This is a genomic window from Frateuria hangzhouensis (assembly GCF_026410505.1).
GTDB lineage: Bacteria > Pseudomonadota > Gammaproteobacteria > Xanthomonadales > Rhodanobacteraceae > Frateuria_A > Frateuria_A hangzhouensis.
This window is the reverse complement of the sequence record NZ_JAPMIU010000002.1, coordinates 383,126-400,361: the sequence shown is the minus strand read 5'-3', so window position 1 is coordinate 400,361 and position 17,236 is coordinate 383,126. Positions and strand designations below refer to the sequence as shown.

Genomic DNA, 17,236 nt, shown 5'->3' with positions numbered 1-17,236 from the left:
AAAGGCTCCGGCGCTGCCGATCCAAGGGGTGGCGGCGCCGGCGGCAACCACGACCCGTCGAAGCCCCGACAAGCTTTTCCGGGGCGATGGCGCCGATGACGATGCGCATCAGCCACGGACGCCGGCGACAGGGCTGGCGCCAAGTGCGCCGATCGCCCCACAGGCCACAAACCCTGCTCCCGTGCGGCGCGCCGGTCAGCGGTGCAGGCGTACCGGATCAAGCAGGGACGAGGTGATGCCAGCGTCGGCCAGGTGGCTCGGTAACGGCCGGCCCAGCGCCAGGTTGGCACAGGCCTCGCCCATGGCCGCGCTGGTCTGGATGCCATAGCCGCCTTGGGCAGCGACCCAGAAGAAGCCCGGCGCATCCGGGGCGAAGCCGCCGACCAGGTCGCCGTCGGCGACGAAGGAGCGCAGGCCGGCCCAGGTGCGGGTCGGGCGGCGGATCTCCATCGTGGTGGCCTGCTCGATGCCGTGGATGCCGAGCGCGATGTCGTACTCCTCCGGCTGCACGTCATGCGCGTCGACCGGGTCGGCGTTGGCGGCCGAGCCGAGCAGCAGGCCGGCGTCCGGCTTGAAGTAGAAGGTTTCGGCGATGTCGCAGATGAACGGCCAGCGGTGCACGTCCACGCCGGCCGGCGGCTCGAACACGAACGCCGAGCGGCGCTTGGGCTGCAAGCCCAGCGGTGCGACGCCGGCCAGCCGCGCGACCTGGTCGGCCCAGGCGCCGGCGGCGTCGAGCAGCAGCGGCGCGCGGTACACCGCTTCGCCTGCGTCGACCTCCCAGCCGGCGGCGGTGCGCTCGATCGCGCGGATGGCCACGTCAAGGCGCCATTGTCCGCCGCGCGCACGCAGGCCGCGCAGGAAGCCCTGGTGCAGCTCGTTGACATCGATGTCGGCGGCGCCCGGCTCGTGCATGCCGATGTGCGCGGCCTCGGGCCGCAGCACCGGCACGCTCGCGCGCAGGCGGGCGGCATCGTGCAGTTCGAGGTCACGCGTGTAGGGCACGATCGCCTCGTACTCGGCACGCACGCGGTCGGCATCGGCGGCCGTGCCGATTACGGTGGCCCCGCGCGGCGTCAGGATGGCCGCGCTGGCGAAGCCTTCCGGCGGACTGGCCAGGAACGGCCGCGTCGCGCGGGTCAGTGCGCGCACCTGCGGCGAGCCGTAGGTCTCGCTGAACAGTGCCGCCGACCGGCCGGTGGAATGCATGCCGGCGTAGGCTTCGCGCTCGAGCATCAGCACGCGCGCGTGCGGGGCGAGGAAGTACGCGACCGAGGCACCGGCCATGCCGGCGCCGATCACGATCACATCGGTATCGATCAGGTTCATCGTCAACTCTGTCGTTGGGTCGGTGCCGGCACTTGCAGGAGCCCCCTCGTGGGCGATGCTTTGATGCCCTGACCGGTGGAAAAGGCATCGCCCACAAGTGGGCTCCTACAGGGGTGGCGTGCGTCTGTGGGTCATGGGGCGTCGCGGCGCGATTGCCGCGCCACCACACTGGTCGCGGTAACGTCCGCGGTGACGTTGCCGAGGGTGGCGAAAGCATCGGGCAGCGTGTCCACCGCCAGCATCAGCCCCAGCGGCCCCACCGGCACGCCCATCGCCTGCGCGACCGGCAGGTTGGTGGCGATGAAGGTCACCGCGCCCGGCAGGCCCACCGATCCCAGGCTGATCACCACCGCCAGCACGGCGCCGGCGACGAGCTGGCCCGCGGACAGGTCGATGCCGTAGGCCCAGGCGATGAACGCGGCCGAAGTCACGTACTGCACCGGGCTGGTCAGGCGGAACAGCGTGACCGCCATCGGCAGCACCAGCGCGTTGACCTGCTTGGGATAGCCCAGCCGCTGTTCGGCGCTTTCCAGCATCGCCGGCAGCGAGGCGAGCGAGGACTGCGTGCTGATCGCCACCGCCTGCGGCGGCAACAGCGCGGCGACGAAGCGGGCGAGCTTCTCGCCACCCCAGGTCACGGCCACGGCATACATCATGATGCTGACGGCCAGGTACAACAGGATCTCGACCAGCACGTACACGCCCAGCGCGCTCAGCATGCCCAGGCCCGAGCGCGCGCACACACCCAGAATCAGTGCGAACACGCCCAGCGGTGCCACCCACAGCACCCAGCGCACGATCACGATCATGGCGTCGGCGATCGCCTGGAAGAACTCCACCAGCATGGCGCGCCGCGCCGGCGCGATGCGGGTCAATGCGAAGCCGAGGAACAGCGCGAACACCACCAGCGGCAGCATCGCGCTCTGCGCGGCAGCCATGATCGCGTTGCTCGGCACCATCGCCACCAGCGCGTCGGTCCAGCCCACCGGGCTGGTCTGCGCGGCCGCGCCGACCACGGCATGGTCGAGCGCGCCGCGCAGCGCCGGATTGTGCGGAAACAGGTCGAACAGCGGCGGCGCCACCAGCGCGGTGAACAGCGCGCCGAGCAGCAGCAACAGGATGAACACCACGATCGCGCGCCGCGCGATGCGTCCGGAGGCGGCCGCGTCGGTCGCCGTGTTGACGCCCACCACCACCAGCGCCAGCACCAGCGGCACCACGGTCATCTGCAATGCGTTCAGCCACAGCTTGCCGAACGGCTGCACCACGCTGGCCACCTGCCCGGCCACGACCGGATCCCAAGCGGCGAGCAGCAAGCCGATGGCGGCGCCGGCCGCCAGGCCGGTAAGCACGCGAGCGGTGGCATTCATCGGGCGGTCCCGTCCAGCGCGGGCAGGTGCCAGGACGCCTGCAGCGTGGCGTAGACCGGTTGCGGCAACAGCACGAACACCGGATCGTCCTCCGGCCGCAACCAGCCGAGCAGGCGATGCATGAGCGGGGGCGCCATCGCGGTGCAGCCGGTGGTGGGATCGGCGGGCGACTTCCACAGGTGGGCGAAGATGCAGCTGCCGCCCTGCGCGCGCTGTTGCACGTTGTGTTCGATCACGAACCCCTGGCGGTAGCGCTGGTCGCCGTGCACGTGGATGTCGCGGCGCATCGGTTCGGTGGCGCCCTCGACCGTCTTCTCGCCAACGGCCTTCGCATCGACGATGCGGTTGTACTGCGGCGAGCCACTGACATCGACGCACCAGTCGCTGGCGCTCAGCGCGCGGTAGGGCATGGCGGTGTCGGCCTTGGCGGCGTAGCCGAACGCCTCGCCGATATCGAACACGCCGGCCGGACTGCGCAGGTCGCCCTCGCGCTTGACCGGGCCATCGTGGCGCGGCGCGTTGAGGCCGAGGCCCCAGCCGGCGCCGGCCTTGCCGATGGTGACCGCGGCGGGCTGGCCGATTTCCTTCCAGCCATCGGGGGCGCGCTCGTAGGTGCGCAGGGTGCCGTGATTGGTGTCCCAGCCCGAGGTGGTAACCACGACCATCTGGCGGGCATCGGACCAGGCATCGGCTTCATCCGCGTGGGCAGCGGCTGCGCCGGCAAACACGAGCATCAACGACAAGAGCAGGCGAATGGACATCGAAACCTCACGCGGAACGGATGCGTAGAGTGGGCTTCGGCCCACCGTGGTGGATCTGGCGAGCGGGGCATGATGGGCTGAAGCCCACCCTACGGGACCATCCGCGCATTACGGCTCCAGCATCAACTGGATGCGATCCAGGTTGGCCAGCAGCTGCGCGTGGCGGTCGTCGTGGCTTTCGCACAACAGCACGAAGGCGCAGTCGAGCAGGTGCTGCAGCGCGGACTGGTACAGCAGCGGCTGGATATAGGGCCGCTCATCGTGGGCGCTGACCAGCAGCGCGATGTCGGCCAGCGTGCGCAGCGGATTGGCGGTGTGCCGGGTGACGCTGATCACCTGCCCGCGCCGCTCGCGGAAGTAGCGCGCGATCTTGCACAGCGCCGGGTGGTTGCCGTGCTCGGAGAACACCAGCAGCACGTCGCCCGCGCCCGCCACCGAGACGTTGGCGGTCATCCGGGCGGTGTCGAAGTTGTGCACGGTGAGGATGCCCAGCAGCGACAACCGCAGCGCGAAGTTGCGCGCGTAGATGTCGTCCTCACCCAGGCCGATGATGAACACCTTGCCGGCGCGCCCGGCCTGTTCGATGGCCGCGGCGATCGAGTGGATGATTTCCGGCGGGTTGATCAGCCGGGTCGCCTCCTCCGCCTCGGACTTGCGTCGCCACAGCGCGCCGGGGCCTTCTTCCTCGCCCTCGCCCGAGCGCGTCAGCGCCGGCGCGTCGCCGTTGTCGGCACGCGCGATCGCCTCGCTGACCGAGTACTTGAGGTCGGGATAGCCCTTGAAGCCCAGCTTCTGGGTGAACTTGACCACGCTGGACTGGCTGATGCCCAGCGCATTGGCCAGTTGCTGCGAGGAGTAGTCGCGCAGCAGGTGCGCGTTTTCCAGGATGAAGTCGGCCACGCGCCGCTCCACCGCCGACATCTGGTCGCGTTCCGAGCGGATTTTGACCAGCGGCGACATCAGTCGTCGATCCTCTCCAGGCCCCTGATCTCGCGAATGCCGAGGCCCGGGGCGTCGGTCACGGAGATTTCCGATTCGTTGAAGATTACCCCACCGTCGACCGGGTTGAACTGCGCCAGCGAGGGGCCGTCCAGGTCGACCTTGCTGATCGCATCGGCGCGCGCCACCGCCACGTGCACGGCCGCCGCGACGCTGATGGACGTTTCCAGCATGCAGCCGATCATGCAGTCGATGCCGTGCAGCTGGGCGATGTCGGCGATCTTGATGGCATTGGAGATGCCGCCGGTCTTCATCAGCTTGATGTTGATGATGTCGGCCGCGCGCATGCGGATCAGCTCGATCACCTCCATCGGGCCGAACACGCTCTCGTCGGCCATCACCGGCGTGTGCACGCGCTCGGTGACGTAGCGCATGCCCTCCAGGTCGCGCGCCTTGACCGGCTGCTCGACCAGTTCCAGCTTGATGCCGGCCTCCTCCAGCGTCTGCAGTGCATACACCGCCTGTTTGGCGGTCCAGCCCTGGTTGGCGTCCAGCCGCAGCAGCGCGCGGCCTTCGACCGCCGCGTAGATCGCCTTGACCCGCTCGATGTCGACGCCGATGTCCTTGCCGACCTTGATCTTGAGCGACTCGAAGCCGCGTTCCACCGCGGCCACCGAGTCGGCCACCATCTTGTCGATGTAGTCCACGCTGATGGTGATGTCGGTGGTGATCACCGGGTCGCCGCCGCCGAGCAACTTGTATAGCGGCGCACCGTAAAGCTGGCCCCACAGATCATGGATCGCGATCTCCACCGCGGCCTTGGCGCTGGAGTTCTTCTCCATCGAGCCCTGGATCAGATGCGCGATGCGGTTGATGTTGGCCACGTCCTGCCCGATCAGGCGCGGCGAGATGTAGTGGCGGATCGCATCGACGATCGAGCCGTGCGTGTCGCCGGTGATCACCGCGGTGGCCGGCGCCTCGCCGTAGCCGACCTGGCCGGTGTCGGTGTGCACCATGACCACGATGTCCTCGACCTGGTTGACGGTGCGCAACGCGGTCTTGAAGGGTGTCTTCAAGGGCACCCGCAACATGCCGAACTGGATGTCTGTGATCTTCATGGTTTCTTGGGTCTTCTATGGTCCGTAGGGTGGGCTTCAGCCCACCGGCCCTTTCGCCGGAACGTCTGGTGGGCTGAAGCCCACCCTACGGACCGCTCAGGGCCGCATGCGCACGATGCTGGTCATGCGATCGATGAAGGTGGAATCGGAGCCGTAGAGCATCGGCAGCAGCGGCGTCACCGAAACAGCGTTCAGCTTGACGTGCGCGGTCGAACCATCCGCCTTGCGATAGCGCATGCCGCCGACGTCATGGATCACCCACGGCTGCCCCTGCCACTGCCCCAGCGACATCATCACGTGTCCGGGGATGTAGATCAGGTCGCCGAGCTTGAGGTTCTTCGCCGCGCGCAGGCGTTCCTCGTGCGAGCTGGCCTTGGTGAAGGCCTGCTTGGCGAACGCCGGGCTCACGCCCTGGCTGGAGGTGTTGCGCGGCATCTGCACGCCCAGCGAACGGTAGACGTCGGAGACGAAGCCCGAACAGTCGCGGCCGTCGTAGGCATGGCCCCAGCCGTAGCGCTCGCCCAGGAACTTGAACGCCTGGGTGATCAGGTTGCGCGGCGTGAGCGGCAGGTAGTCGCCGGCGGTGTCGGCGTTCTTCTGGATCAGCGCGGGGCTGAACGCCAGCGACCCATCGGCCTTGCGCACCGGCAACTCGACCACGTGGGTGGCGTAGGGGGTCTGGCCGTTGACCGGCTGATCCGGCGGCAGGTCGGTTAGCACCGGTACCCGCGTGCCCATGTCCAGCTCGACCTGCGAGACCGCCGGCGCCTCGCGGGTGAACACGGTATGGACCTTCGCGCCCGTAACGATGCGATACGGCGTCTTGTCGACGTAGGCGAACACCGCCTCCTTGCTGCCCTCGGCGATGTTCTTCGCTTCGGTCCAGGCGGCATAGCGCGGGCTGACCACGAACAGCCAGCGGCCGTCGCGGGTGGCGTGGGCGATCACCACCGGCGTGCCGGGGAACTCGGCGGTTTCCTGGAAACGGTCGATGTCGGTATCGCCCGGCTCGCGGAAGACGCGCAGCGTGGTCGGGAAGGTGCGCAGCGCGGCGCGGCGTACCACCATGCCGTAGCGGGTCTTCTGGCTGGCGGGGACCGCATCGAGCGCGCGCGCCTGGGTGATGCCCTGGAGCGTGGCGGCCGGCACCGGCTTGCCCTCGACGTCGTACAGCGGCCTGGTCGGCGGATCGGCCAGATCCCCGATCCAGCCGCGCACCTGGCTCCCGCTCAGCGTGGCCGGCAGCTTGCGCAGCTCGTGCATGGACTTGTCGCGGGCGAACAGCGCCGCGTTCTGCGCGTCGATCTGCGCGCGGCTCATGATTGCCTTGTCCGGTTGCGCCTGCAGTCCGATCCAGAACTGCGGCGTCAACTGCGCATCGCCCACGCCCAATACACCCGAGGGCGGAATGGGCAGCGTCGAGACCTGCTCGCGCGCATGCAAGGGCGTCGCCGCCAGCGCCAGCGCCAGCAGCATCGAAGTGAGGGAAGTTCGCATGATCGTGGTCCTCATGGCGCTATGCCCCGGCCAGCGCCGACATGATCGACGCCACCAGCAGGCCGAAGCCGGTGCCCAGTATGTAACCCAGCAGCGCGAGCAGGATGCCCACCGGCACCAGCGCGCGCGAATAGCTCGCCGCCAGGATCGGCGTGGCCGCCACGCCGCCGATGTGCGCCAGCGAGGCAATGCCGCACAGGAACAGGTCGAAGCGGAACAGCTTGGCAAAGCCCACCAGCAGCACCGCGTGCAGGCTGATGACGGTGGCGCCGCAAAGCAGGTAGAGCGGCGCGGCGGCGATGCCGTGGAAGTTGCTCTGCGAAGCAAGCACCGCCACTACGCCCAGCAGCAACGCGCTGGAAATGGTGCCGGCGCCCGGGTAGCGCGCCAGCGGCGTGTGCGCCACCACCAGGCCCGCACCGGTGGCGAGCAGGATGGTCCAGGTGGTGGCGCTGATCATCGTCGAGGTCGGCAAATAGGTCGCCACCACCGCGGCGATCGCCGCCACGCCCAGCGCCATGCCCAGCCACAGCAGCACGCTGTCGGTGGTCGTCGGTCCGGCGCTCGGCGGTTCGACCACCTGCAGATCGCCACTGGATTTCGCCCGCGTCCAGCGGTTGAACGCCGGCGCCAGCCGCGCCACCGCGAACAACACCGCCACCCACATGGAATAGCAAAGGGCGTCGGTGAGCAGGCTCATCGCCAGGTGCTGGTCGGACATGGCGATCGCCTGCTTGACCGCGATCATGTTGGCGGTCCCACCCACCCAACTGCCCGACAGCGCGGCCAGCGGATGCCAATCGTCGCCCGGCAGCCAGCGGTGATAGATCAGGAAAGTGGCGATGAAGGCGATGAACAGGCTGACCGAGGTGCATGCGAACACGCCCAGCACGCGCGGCCCCAGCGCGAAGATCGCGCGCAGGTCGCAATTGATCATCAGCAGGAACAGCAACGCCGGCACCATGTGCGACACCAGCACCGACTGCGCAGTGCGGATCTCCTCGTTCACCTGCCACAGGCCCGAAACCGCCAGCGCGGTCACCAGCAGGTAGGTGAAGACGATCGGCGGCAACACGTTGAACACGCGCCAGCCGAACCGCCGCTCCAGCGCCGGGAACAATCCGGCGGCCAGCAACATCACGGCCAGATACGGCCATACCGTGTGGATCACGCGCTACCCCTCGTGCGTCGCGTCAGGAATATGCCATTCCTCATACGTTGAATCGAAGCATAAATTATTGACCACCTTTTGCAAGCGTGTTACACAAGCCCTTGATGCCAACTGGCGGGGGCGTTCGCGCAATGACGAGGGTGCCAGCGAAGCAACGCAAACACGAACCGGCGCGCCGGCGCGCGCTGGCGGGCGCCATGCTGGCAGCCCTTGTCTGTTGCGCGACACCGGCGCTGGCCAGCCTGCCGCCGCCCGGTCCGCCGGCGATCGTGGCGCAGATCGACCACGGCCATTTCGACGCCGCCCGTGCCGCCATCGCCAACGCGCTGGCCCAGCCCGGCCTCACGCCTGAAGCGCGCGAAGCGTTGCAGTTCCAGCGCGAGCGCATGCATCGCATCCTGCTCGACTTCACGCTCACCGCCACCGAAGCCAAGGCGCGCATCCGCAAGCAGATCCCCGACCTCACCGACGCCGAATTCGCACGCTGGGACCAGGCCGGGCTACTCGAACACATGGTGATCGACGGTCGCACGCTGTATTTCAACCGCGCGCCGTCCAACCTCTATCGTCTCAGCGCCGAGGCGCGCGCGCGTCGCGCGGTGCAGGCGCCGATCACCGACGGCCCCAACGAGACGCTCAACGACCACCACCGCGCCGCGCTGCGCGAGGCGCTCGCCAGCGGCCAGACCGGCGTGCTGCCGATGCGCGTGCGGGTCACCCAGACGGTGACAGTGAACCCGGACGCGGTGCCGTCCGGCGAAACCCTCAAGGCCTGGATCCCCTACCCGCGCGCCATCCCCGGCCAGCAGGACGACATCCGCCTGGTCGCCAGCACGCCCGCCGGCGCCCGCGTCGCGCCGACGGACACGCTGCAGCGCACCGCCTATATGGAGGCGCCTGCCACGGCCGGCCAGCCGACCGTCTTCAAGCTCACCTATGAACTGACCCTGCGCGCGCAGTACCACCCGGTCGACCCGGACAAGGTAGTGCCGGCGACCATCACACCCGAGCTTGCGCCCTTCGTGAGCGAGCGCGCACCGCACATCGTCTTCACCGACGACCTGCGCGCGTTCTCGCGCAAGGTGGTCGGCGACGAGAAGAATCCCTACCGCATCGCGCAGAAGCTGTTCATCGCCGTCGACCGCATCCCGTGGGCCGGCGCGCGCGAATACTCGACCATCAGCAACATCAGTGACTACACCCTGCACGCCGGCCACGGCGACTGCGGCGAGCAGACCCTGCTGCTGCTCACCTTGTTGCGCCTGAACGGCATCCCGGCCCGCTGGCAATCCGGCTGGATGTTCTCCGAGGGCAAGTACAACAACATCCACGACTGGGGCCAGCTGTACCTGGCGCCCTACGGCTGGATGCCGGTGGACGTCACCTTCGGCCAGCTCGAACCTACGGCCGGCGACGATCCGCGCCTGCAATGGTTCTACCTGGGCGGCCTGGACGCCTACCGCATCGCCTTCAACGACGACTACAGCCGTCCGTTCGTACCGGCCAAGCAATACCCGCGCTCCGAGACGGTGGACTCGCAGCGCGGCGAGGTCGAGTGGCGCGGCGGCAATCTGTATTTCGACCAGTGGGACTACGACTTCGACTGGCAATTCCTGCACGGACGCAACGACAAGTAACCAACAGTTCACAGACATCGACCGGGCGTCGAGGGGAGTTAGGGGACATGACCAGCAAGGTTTGGAACATGCGCAGGACCGTACTCGGTACGGCGCTCGGGCTCGCGCTTGCCGCTTTCGGCGCGCCACCGGCGCACGCCGCCAACAACGACGGTTCGGTGACCGGCCATACCGAGGCCGGCGCCGTGGTGACGGTGAACAACCCGGCCACCGGCTTCACCCGCACCATTACCGCCGACGGCGAAGGCAACTACCGCTTCCCGTTCCTGCCGGTGGGCCAGTACACGATCAGCGCCAGCAGCGGCGGCCAGCAGGTCGGTCCGACCCGCAACGTCACGGTCGCGCTGGGCACCACCACCACGGTCGACCTGGGCGCGGTCGACGCGACCAGCCTGGCCACCATCAACGTCACCAGTTCCGTGCTGCCGGTCATCGACGTCAGCTCCACCGAATCGGCCACGATCGTCTCGCGCGCCGACCTGGTGCGCTTGCCGGTCGACCAGAACGTCAGCTCGGTGGCGCTGCTGGCGCCGGGCGTGGTCAAGGGCGACGCCGGTTTCGGCGGCATCTCCTTCGGCGGCTCCTCGATCGCCGAGAACGCGTTCTACGTCAACGGCCTCAACGTCACTGACTTCTACAACCGCAACGGCTTCTCCGAAGCGCCGTTCGCCTTCTACGACCAGTTCCAGGTCAAGACCGGCGGCTATTCGGTCGAGTTCGGCCGCACCACCGGCGGCGTGGTCAACGCGGTGGCGCGCTCGGGCACCAACCAGTTCCAGGGCGGCGCCACGATCACCATGGAGCCGGGCGCCTGGCACGCCGCCGGCCATGACTACTACTTCGACGGCGAGCGCTACTACACCTCCAGCCGCGACCAGGATTCACTGATCAAGACCAACGTCTGGGCGTCCGGTCCGATCGTGAAGGACAAGCTGTTCTTCTTCGCCATGTACGAAGCGCGCGGCGCCAGCCCGCACAACACCGACAACGTCGGCACCACGATGACCGACCACAGCGCCAACGAGGGCTTCTGGGGCGCCACCATCGACTGGAACGTCACCGACAACAACACGCTGTCGTTGATGGCCTTCTCGGACAAGAACAAGGACGTCGGCGACGTCTACAGCTACAACTACGACACCGACACGCGCGGCGACAAGACCAACGAGGTCTACACCGACACCGGCGGCAAGAACTGGGCGCTGACCTGGACCAGCTATCTCACCAACGACCTGTCGATGAAGCTGATGTACGGCCGCAACCAGCGCCAGGCGGACGTCAGCTCGCAGCGTGACGAAGAGTGCAACCGCGTGGCGGTCGAGGCCGGCGTACCGCTGCCCGCGGGCGATCTGCCGCTGGGCTGCACCAGTTCCTCGCAGGTGGCCTCGCGCGAGGACATCCGCAAGCAGTACCGCGCCGACTTCAACTGGACCTTGGGCGACCACCTGCTGCGCTTCGGCTATGACCACGAGGTCGACACCTCCGACTACGGCCGCCGCTACCCGGGTCCGGGAGGCTACTACTACAACGTCAACACCGCGCCGACCGGCGGCCAGGTCGGCAGCGCCGACGGTGGCGGTCGCGTCCCGGTGGGCGACGAGGCCTGGGTGCGCGTGCGCCGCTACGAGATCGGCGGCACGTTCGAGACCAAGAACGCGGCCTGGTACATCGAGGACAACTGGCAGGTCACCCCGAACCTGGTGCTCAACGGCGGCCTGCGCAACGACAGCTTCGACAACCAGGATTCGGCGGGCAACAGCTACATCAAGATCGACCGCCAGATCGCCCCGCGCCTGGGCTTCTCCTGGGACATGAAGGGCGACGGCACCACCAAGCTGTTCGGCAACCTTGGCCGCTACTACCTGCCGGTGGCCAACGTGATCAACATCAAGCAGGCCGGCGGCCTGCTGGACGAGCGCTCGTCCCATCGTTTCCTCGGCTGGGAGACGCGCGAGATCAACGGCTTCGAGTACGCCATGCCGATCGTCGGCGACGCGTTGCCGGGCAGCCATACCGATACGTCGCAGGGTGACGGCACGGTCGGCGACCTGCGCGCCGAGGTCGACCACGACATGGATCCGGTCTACCAGGACGAGGCGATCATCGGCTTCCAGCAGATGATCGACAACAGCTGGTCGTGGGGCGTCAGCGGCACCTACCGCCGCCTGCACAACGCGATCGACGACATGGAGATCAGCGCCACCGCCCAGTGCGGGGAGGACGGCTACATCGGCTGGGTGATGGCCAACCCGGGCCAGAAGGTCACCGTGTGGGGCGACACCAACTGCGACGGCGAGTCCGACGGCTACCTCACCGTCGACACCTCCAAGGAAGGCTGGGCGATGTACCAGCAGGAGGGCACCTATGTCGATGAGGATGGCGAGACCCAACCGAACATGGTCTACATCGGCCAGCGCGGCTGGGTGAAACCCAAGCGCACCTACACCGCCGTCGAATTCCAGCTCGACCGCGCCTGGGACGAGAAGTGGGCGTTCAACGCCTCCTACACGATGGCGTGGAACCGCGGCAACGCCGAGGGTCCGGTCAACTCCGACACCAACTTCGACGACACCGGCCGCACCGAGAACTACGACGACCCGTGGGTGAACTTCGGCGGCAACGGCTTCCTGCCCAACGACCGCCGCCACCAGTTGAAGCTGCGCGGCACTTACGCGATCACCCCGCACTGGCAGATCGGCGGCAACGCGGACATCCATTCGGGTGGCCCGATCACCGGCTTCGGCGTGGGCAACCCGTTCGACGCGAGCAACTACCACAGCTATTACATCTGCGTGGAGAACTGCGAGTCGGACAACTCGGCCGAGCGCGTGTACCAGCACTCCTCGCGCGGCGACTACGGCCGCCTGCCGTGGACTTACACCTTCGACGCCAGCCTCAGCTACATCCTGCCGTTCGAGGGCGGCGGCAACCTGCGCGTGAAGCTGGCCGTCTACAACCTGCTCAACCAGCAGCGCAAGGTGCAGGTGGATCAGGATCTGCAGAGCGCGATCTCCAACGAAACCGACGCCACCTTCGGGCTGCCGATCGGCTTCCAGGCGCCGCGCTTCACCCAGTTGACCGTAAGCGTGGACTTCTGAGGCATTCCCCGCCTGGCGGCCCGCGGTCATCGCGGGCCGCCCTTTTTTTGGGCCCATTTGCCAGATGATCCCCATGATCGCTTCTTCCCGGCACGACGACACTTCCTCCGTGCCCGAACCACAACCCTTTCTCGATGGCGTCGACCTGCACGCGCTGGCCGAACGCCTGGGCACGCCACTGCACGCCTATTCGGCCAATGCGATCCGACGACGCATCGGCGAGCTCCAGACCGCCCTGCAAGGCCTCGATGCCACCATCTGCTACGCGGTCAAGGCCAACAGCAACCGCGCGATCCTCGAACTGATGGCCGCCGCCGGCCTGGGCGCCGATATCGTCTCGGCCGGCGAACTGCAACGCGCACTGGCAGCCGGCATCCCGGCCGCGCGCATCGTGTTTTCCGGCGTCGGCAAGACCGACGAGGAAATCGGCGCCGCGCTCGACGCCGGCATCGCCCGCTTCAACGTCGAATCGCTGGACGAGCTGCACGCGATCGAACGCGTCGCCGCGGCGCGGCACGTGGTGGCGAACGCCGCCGTGCGCATCAACCCGGACGTGGATGCACTGACCCACGCCAAGATTTCCACCGGCCGCGCGGAGAACAAGTTCGGCGTCAGCATCGCCGAGGCGCGCCGCTGGTTCGCCGAGGGTCGGCAACTGGCGCACGTGCGGCTGGACGGCCTGCACGTGCACATCGGCTCGCAGATCCTGGACCTCACGCCGTTCCGCCTGGCGCTGCATCGCGTGGCCGCGTTCTGGCGCGAGCTGGTGCAGGCCGGGCATCCGGTCGCCAGCATCGACGTCGGCGGCGGGCTGGGCGTGCGCTACCGCGCCGGGCAGGACCAACCGGTCGCCGCGGCCGATTACGTGCAGGTGGTCCGCGAGGCGCTGGCCGGCTTCGACGGGCGGCTGCTGCTGGAGCCGGGCCGCTATCTGGTCGCCGAGGCCGGCGTGTTGCTGACCCGCGTGCTGCGCATCAAGGAAGGCACCGAACGCAGCTTCCTGGTGCTCGACGCGGCGATGAACGACCTGCAGCGCCCGAGCCTCTACGACGCCTGGCACGACATCGTGCCGGTCTCGCCCGAGCCGCGGCCGCTGGCGACATACGACGTGGTCGGCCCGGTCTGCGAGACCGGCGACACCTTCGCCCGCGGGCGCGTGCTGCCGGCGTGCGCGCCCGGCGACCTGCTCGCCATCCAGGGCACCGGCGCCTATGGCGCCTCGATGGCATCGACCTACAACTCGCGCCCGCTCGCCGCCGAGGCGCTGCTGGACGATGGCCGCTACGCCGTCATCCGCCGGCGGCAGACCCTCGAGGAGATGGTCGCGGGCGAACAACCGGCGCAGGATTGGCTGGCCCCATGACCGCAGGAGAGAAGCGCATGACCCGACCTGGCCACTTTGTCCTCCTCGCCCTGCTAGGCGCCACGATGCCCGCGCTGGCGCAAACAGCGCCGCCGGATCCGCCGATCACCATCGACACCCACGTCGATATCCCGTTCACCTACATGCGCGAGGCGCGCTTCGACGTCGGCAAGGACACGTCGCTCAAGGTCGACCTGGGCAAGATGGAGCGCGGCGGACTGAACGCCGCGTTCTTCGTGATCTGGGTGCCACAGCACAAGCTCGACGCGGCCGGCTACGCCAAGGCCGTGCGGCAGGCGGAAACGAAGTACGAGGCGATCGGCCGCATGCTGATGCGCTACCCCGACCGCATCCGCCTGGCCACCTCGCCGGCGCAGGCGCTGGCCAACCACAAGGCCGGCCTGCTCTCGGCGATGATCGGCATCGAGAACGCCTACTCGCTCGGCCACGACCTGCACCGGCTGGATGCGGCCTACGACCGCGGCGCGCGTTACGTCGGCCTGGTGCACGTGGGCGACAACGACCTGTGCACCAGCTCGCAGCCGGACACCGAGCACGGCGAGCCGGCGATGAACAGCGCCGACGACCACGGCATGACCGACTTCGGCCGAAAGGTGGTCGCGCGCGCCAACGCGCTGGGCATGATGGTGGACATCTCGCACGCCTCCGACGCCTGCGCGCGCGACGTGCTGGCCGCCTCGAAGGCGCCGATCATCGCCTCGCACTCCGGTGCCCGCGCCGTGCTCGACAACCCGCGCAACCTTCCCGACGACCTGCTGCGCGCGGTCGCCGCCAACGGCGGCGTGGTGCAGGCGGTGGCGTACAAGGAGTTCCTGAAGAAGGATCCGGCGCGCGCGGCGGCCGAAGAAAAGCTGCAGGCCGAGGTCGCACGCCAGGCCGGCGACAAGGAATACGACAGCGACAAGCATGACTACCTGCCGGCGATGGCGGCAGGCATGGCGAAGATCGAACAGAAGTACCCGCTGGCCACGGTCGCGGAGTACGTCAGGCAGATCCGCCATATCGCCGACGTCGCCGGCGTGGATCATGTCGGCATCGCCTCGGACTTCGACGGCGGCGGCGGCATCACCGGCTGGAAGGACGCCAGCGAAACCCGCAACCTCACCGCCGCGCTGCGCCGCGCCGGCTTCAGCGACACTGACATCGCCAAGATCTGGGGCGGCAACCTGCTGCGCGTGTGGCGCGAGGTGGAGCGCGATGCCCAACATTGAGCGTCACCGAACGACGAAAGGCCTCCCCCTCTCCCCAACCCTCTCCCCCGGCGTGGCCGGGGGAGAGGGAGCAGTCCGGCCCGCGACCATGCGCTCCCTCTCCCCCGAGCCTGCTCGGGGGAGAGGGCTGGGGAGAGGGGGAGGTCTTTGCCTCACTCTCGCCCTACTCGCCACGGCCTGCCTGGCAAGCAGCGCGCTCGCCTCGCCCGCCAACGCTTCAGCTGACAAGACCTACGACCCCATCGTCGACGCCGTCGTCGCCCGCTACCACCTTCCCGGCATCGCCGTCGGCGTGATCGAAAACGGCCAGGTCGTCTACACCGCCACCCGCGGCGAAACCATCGCCGGTTCCGGCCAGCCGATCACCCCGCAAACGCTCTTCAAGATCGCCTCCAACAGCAAGGCGATGACCACGGCGCTGCTCGGCCGGCTGGTCGACCAGGGCAAGCTCGCCTGGGGCGACCCGGTGACGAAGTACCTGCCCGACTTCCGCATGGCCGACCCTTGGGTCACGAAAAACATGCGCGTGGCGGACCTGCTTACCCACTCCAGCGGCCTGCCCGAAGGTGGCGGCGACCTGATGCTGTGGCCCGAGCCGAACGACTTCACCCGCCAGGACATCATCCACGGGCTGCGCTACATCCAGTCCGGCTACAGCTTCCGCTCGCAGTACCAGTACGACAACCTGCTCTACGTGGTGGCCGGCGAAGTGGCCGCGGCCGCGGGCGGCGCGTCCTACGAGGCGCTGATGCACCGCGAGGTGTTCGAACCGCTCGGGCTCGGCCGTTGCCAGGTCGGCCGCTGGAACCGCGATGCCGTCGGCGACGTGGCCCAACCGCATTTCCAGCGCGATGGCCGCAACCTGCCGATGCGCCAGGACGGCCCGGCCATTCCGGGGATCACCTCGGCCCCGGCCGGCGGCATCCGCTGCGACCTCACCGACATGCTCGCCTGGGCGAAGAACTGGCTGGCGCCCACGCCGGCGCAGCTCGGGTGGCTCTCTTCCGCCCAGCGAAAGGAGCTGCAAGCGCCGCATATGCTGATCCCGGTCTCCGACCAGCGCCGCGCCTGGGACCATACCCACGTGATGGCCTACGGCTACGGCTGGCGCATGGCCGACGTCGACGGGACATGGGTGGTCTGGCACACCGGCACGCTAGGCGGCATGTACTCGATGCTGGCGCTGCTGCCGGACCGCAAGAGCGGCTTCGTGTTCATGATCAACGGCGAAGCCGGGGACGCGCGCACCGTACTGGGCGAGGTGCTGATCAAGCATTTCACCGCGCCGGACGACGGCCATGGCGTCAGCTGGTATGCCGACGCACTCGACCACGAGGCGGCGCAGCGTCCGGCCGCCGCGCGCCCGCCGGACACCGCCGGCGCCACGACGGTGGCACCGTCCGCTTTCGATTGGAGCGGCCGCTATCGCGACCCGTGGTTCGGCGAGATCGCGCTGTGTCCGCGCGAAGGTGCGGTGCAGTGGGCCTCGCGCAAATCGCCGCACATGAAGGGCACGGTCAAGCGGCTGGGCAAGCGCTACCTGGTGCAGTGGGACGATCCGGCCGTCGACCTGGACGCCTGGCTCGACCCCCACGCCGGCGCCCCGCCCACCCTCACCATGGCCAAGCTCGATCCGCTGGGCGACTTCAGTTCGGACTACGAAGACCTGCATTTCGAGCGCATCGGAGACTGCCTATGACGCGGAACACTCGTGCAGGAGC

At 68.4% G+C, this 17,236-nt stretch carries 12 protein-coding genes; 5 read left to right on the top strand and 7 right to left on the bottom strand.

Features of this window, described 5'->3' with window-relative positions; translation table 11 throughout:
- Window positions 1-195: 195 nt before the first annotated feature.
- From OSC30_RS03575 to OSC30_RS03545, 7 genes are all read right to left on the bottom strand, one after another.
- Complete coding sequence (locus tag OSC30_RS03575; RefSeq protein ID WP_323374191.1) at window positions 196-1,329, bottom strand: NAD(P)/FAD-dependent oxidoreductase; 1,134 nt, start codon at window positions 1,327-1,329, stop codon at window positions 196-198.
- A gap of 131 nt (window positions 1,330-1,460) precedes the next feature.
- Window positions 1,461-2,699, bottom strand: coding sequence for a dicarboxylate/amino acid:cation symporter (locus tag OSC30_RS03570; protein ID WP_267170449.1), 1,239 nt, complete (start codon window positions 2,697-2,699; stop codon window positions 1,461-1,463).
- On the bottom strand, window positions 2,696-3,460 hold the full coding sequence (locus tag OSC30_RS03565) for a L,D-transpeptidase family protein (protein ID WP_267170448.1): 765 nt from the start codon (window positions 3,458-3,460) through the stop codon (window positions 2,696-2,698). The genes OSC30_RS03570 and OSC30_RS03565 overlap by 4 nt, the downstream gene beginning before the upstream one ends.
- Window positions 3,461-3,568: 108 nt before the next feature.
- The gene (locus tag OSC30_RS03560) at window positions 3,569-4,420 is read right to left on the bottom strand and encodes a MurR/RpiR family transcriptional regulator (protein WP_267170447.1); all 852 of its coding nucleotides are present in this window, start codon (window positions 4,418-4,420) and stop codon (window positions 3,569-3,571) included.
- Entirely contained in the window at window positions 4,420-5,517 is a 1,098-nt protein-coding gene (locus OSC30_RS03555; RefSeq protein WP_267170446.1) for a dipeptide epimerase, read from the bottom strand. The genes OSC30_RS03560 and OSC30_RS03555 overlap by 1 nt, the downstream gene beginning before the upstream one ends.
- A gap of 96 nt (window positions 5,518-5,613) precedes the next feature.
- The gene (locus tag OSC30_RS03550; RefSeq protein WP_267170445.1) at window positions 5,614-7,014 is read right to left on the bottom strand and encodes a C40 family peptidase; all 1,401 of its coding nucleotides are present in this window, start codon (window positions 7,012-7,014) and stop codon (window positions 5,614-5,616) included.
- Window positions 7,015-7,033: 19 nt separating this feature from the next.
- The gene (locus OSC30_RS03545) at window positions 7,034-8,185 is read right to left on the bottom strand and encodes a DUF819 family protein (RefSeq protein WP_267170444.1); all 1,152 of its coding nucleotides are present in this window, start codon (window positions 8,183-8,185) and stop codon (window positions 7,034-7,036) included.
- A gap of 197 nt (window positions 8,186-8,382) precedes the next feature.
- Between OSC30_RS03545 and OSC30_RS03540 the strand changes: the two genes are divergently transcribed.
- The 5 genes from OSC30_RS03540 (at window position 8,383) to OSC30_RS03520 (ending at window position 17,214) form a co-directional block, all read left to right on the top strand.
- On the top strand, window positions 8,383-9,822 hold the full coding sequence (locus tag OSC30_RS03540; RefSeq protein ID WP_267170443.1) for a transglutaminase-like domain-containing protein: 1,440 nt from the start codon (window positions 8,383-8,385) through the stop codon (window positions 9,820-9,822).
- A gap of 47 nt (window positions 9,823-9,869) precedes the next feature.
- Window positions 9,870-12,920, top strand: a complete 3,051-nt coding sequence (locus OSC30_RS03535; protein ID WP_267170442.1) for a TonB-dependent receptor — start codon at window positions 9,870-9,872, stop codon at window positions 12,918-12,920.
- A gap of 73 nt (window positions 12,921-12,993) precedes the next feature.
- The gene (gene lysA / locus OSC30_RS03530; RefSeq protein WP_267170441.1) at window positions 12,994-14,283 is read left to right on the top strand and encodes a diaminopimelate decarboxylase; all 1,290 of its coding nucleotides are present in this window, start codon (window positions 12,994-12,996) and stop codon (window positions 14,281-14,283) included.
- A gap of 17 nt (window positions 14,284-14,300) precedes the next feature.
- Window positions 14,301-15,515 (top strand): dipeptidase, encoded by a 1,215-nt coding sequence (locus tag OSC30_RS03525; RefSeq protein WP_267170440.1) that lies wholly within the window; start codon window positions 14,301-14,303, stop codon window positions 15,513-15,515.
- Window positions 15,516-15,603: 88 nt separating this feature from the next.
- Entirely contained in the window at window positions 15,604-17,214 is a 1,611-nt protein-coding gene (locus OSC30_RS03520; RefSeq protein ID WP_267170439.1) for a serine hydrolase domain-containing protein, read from the top strand.
- Window positions 17,215-17,236 lie beyond the last annotated feature (22 nt).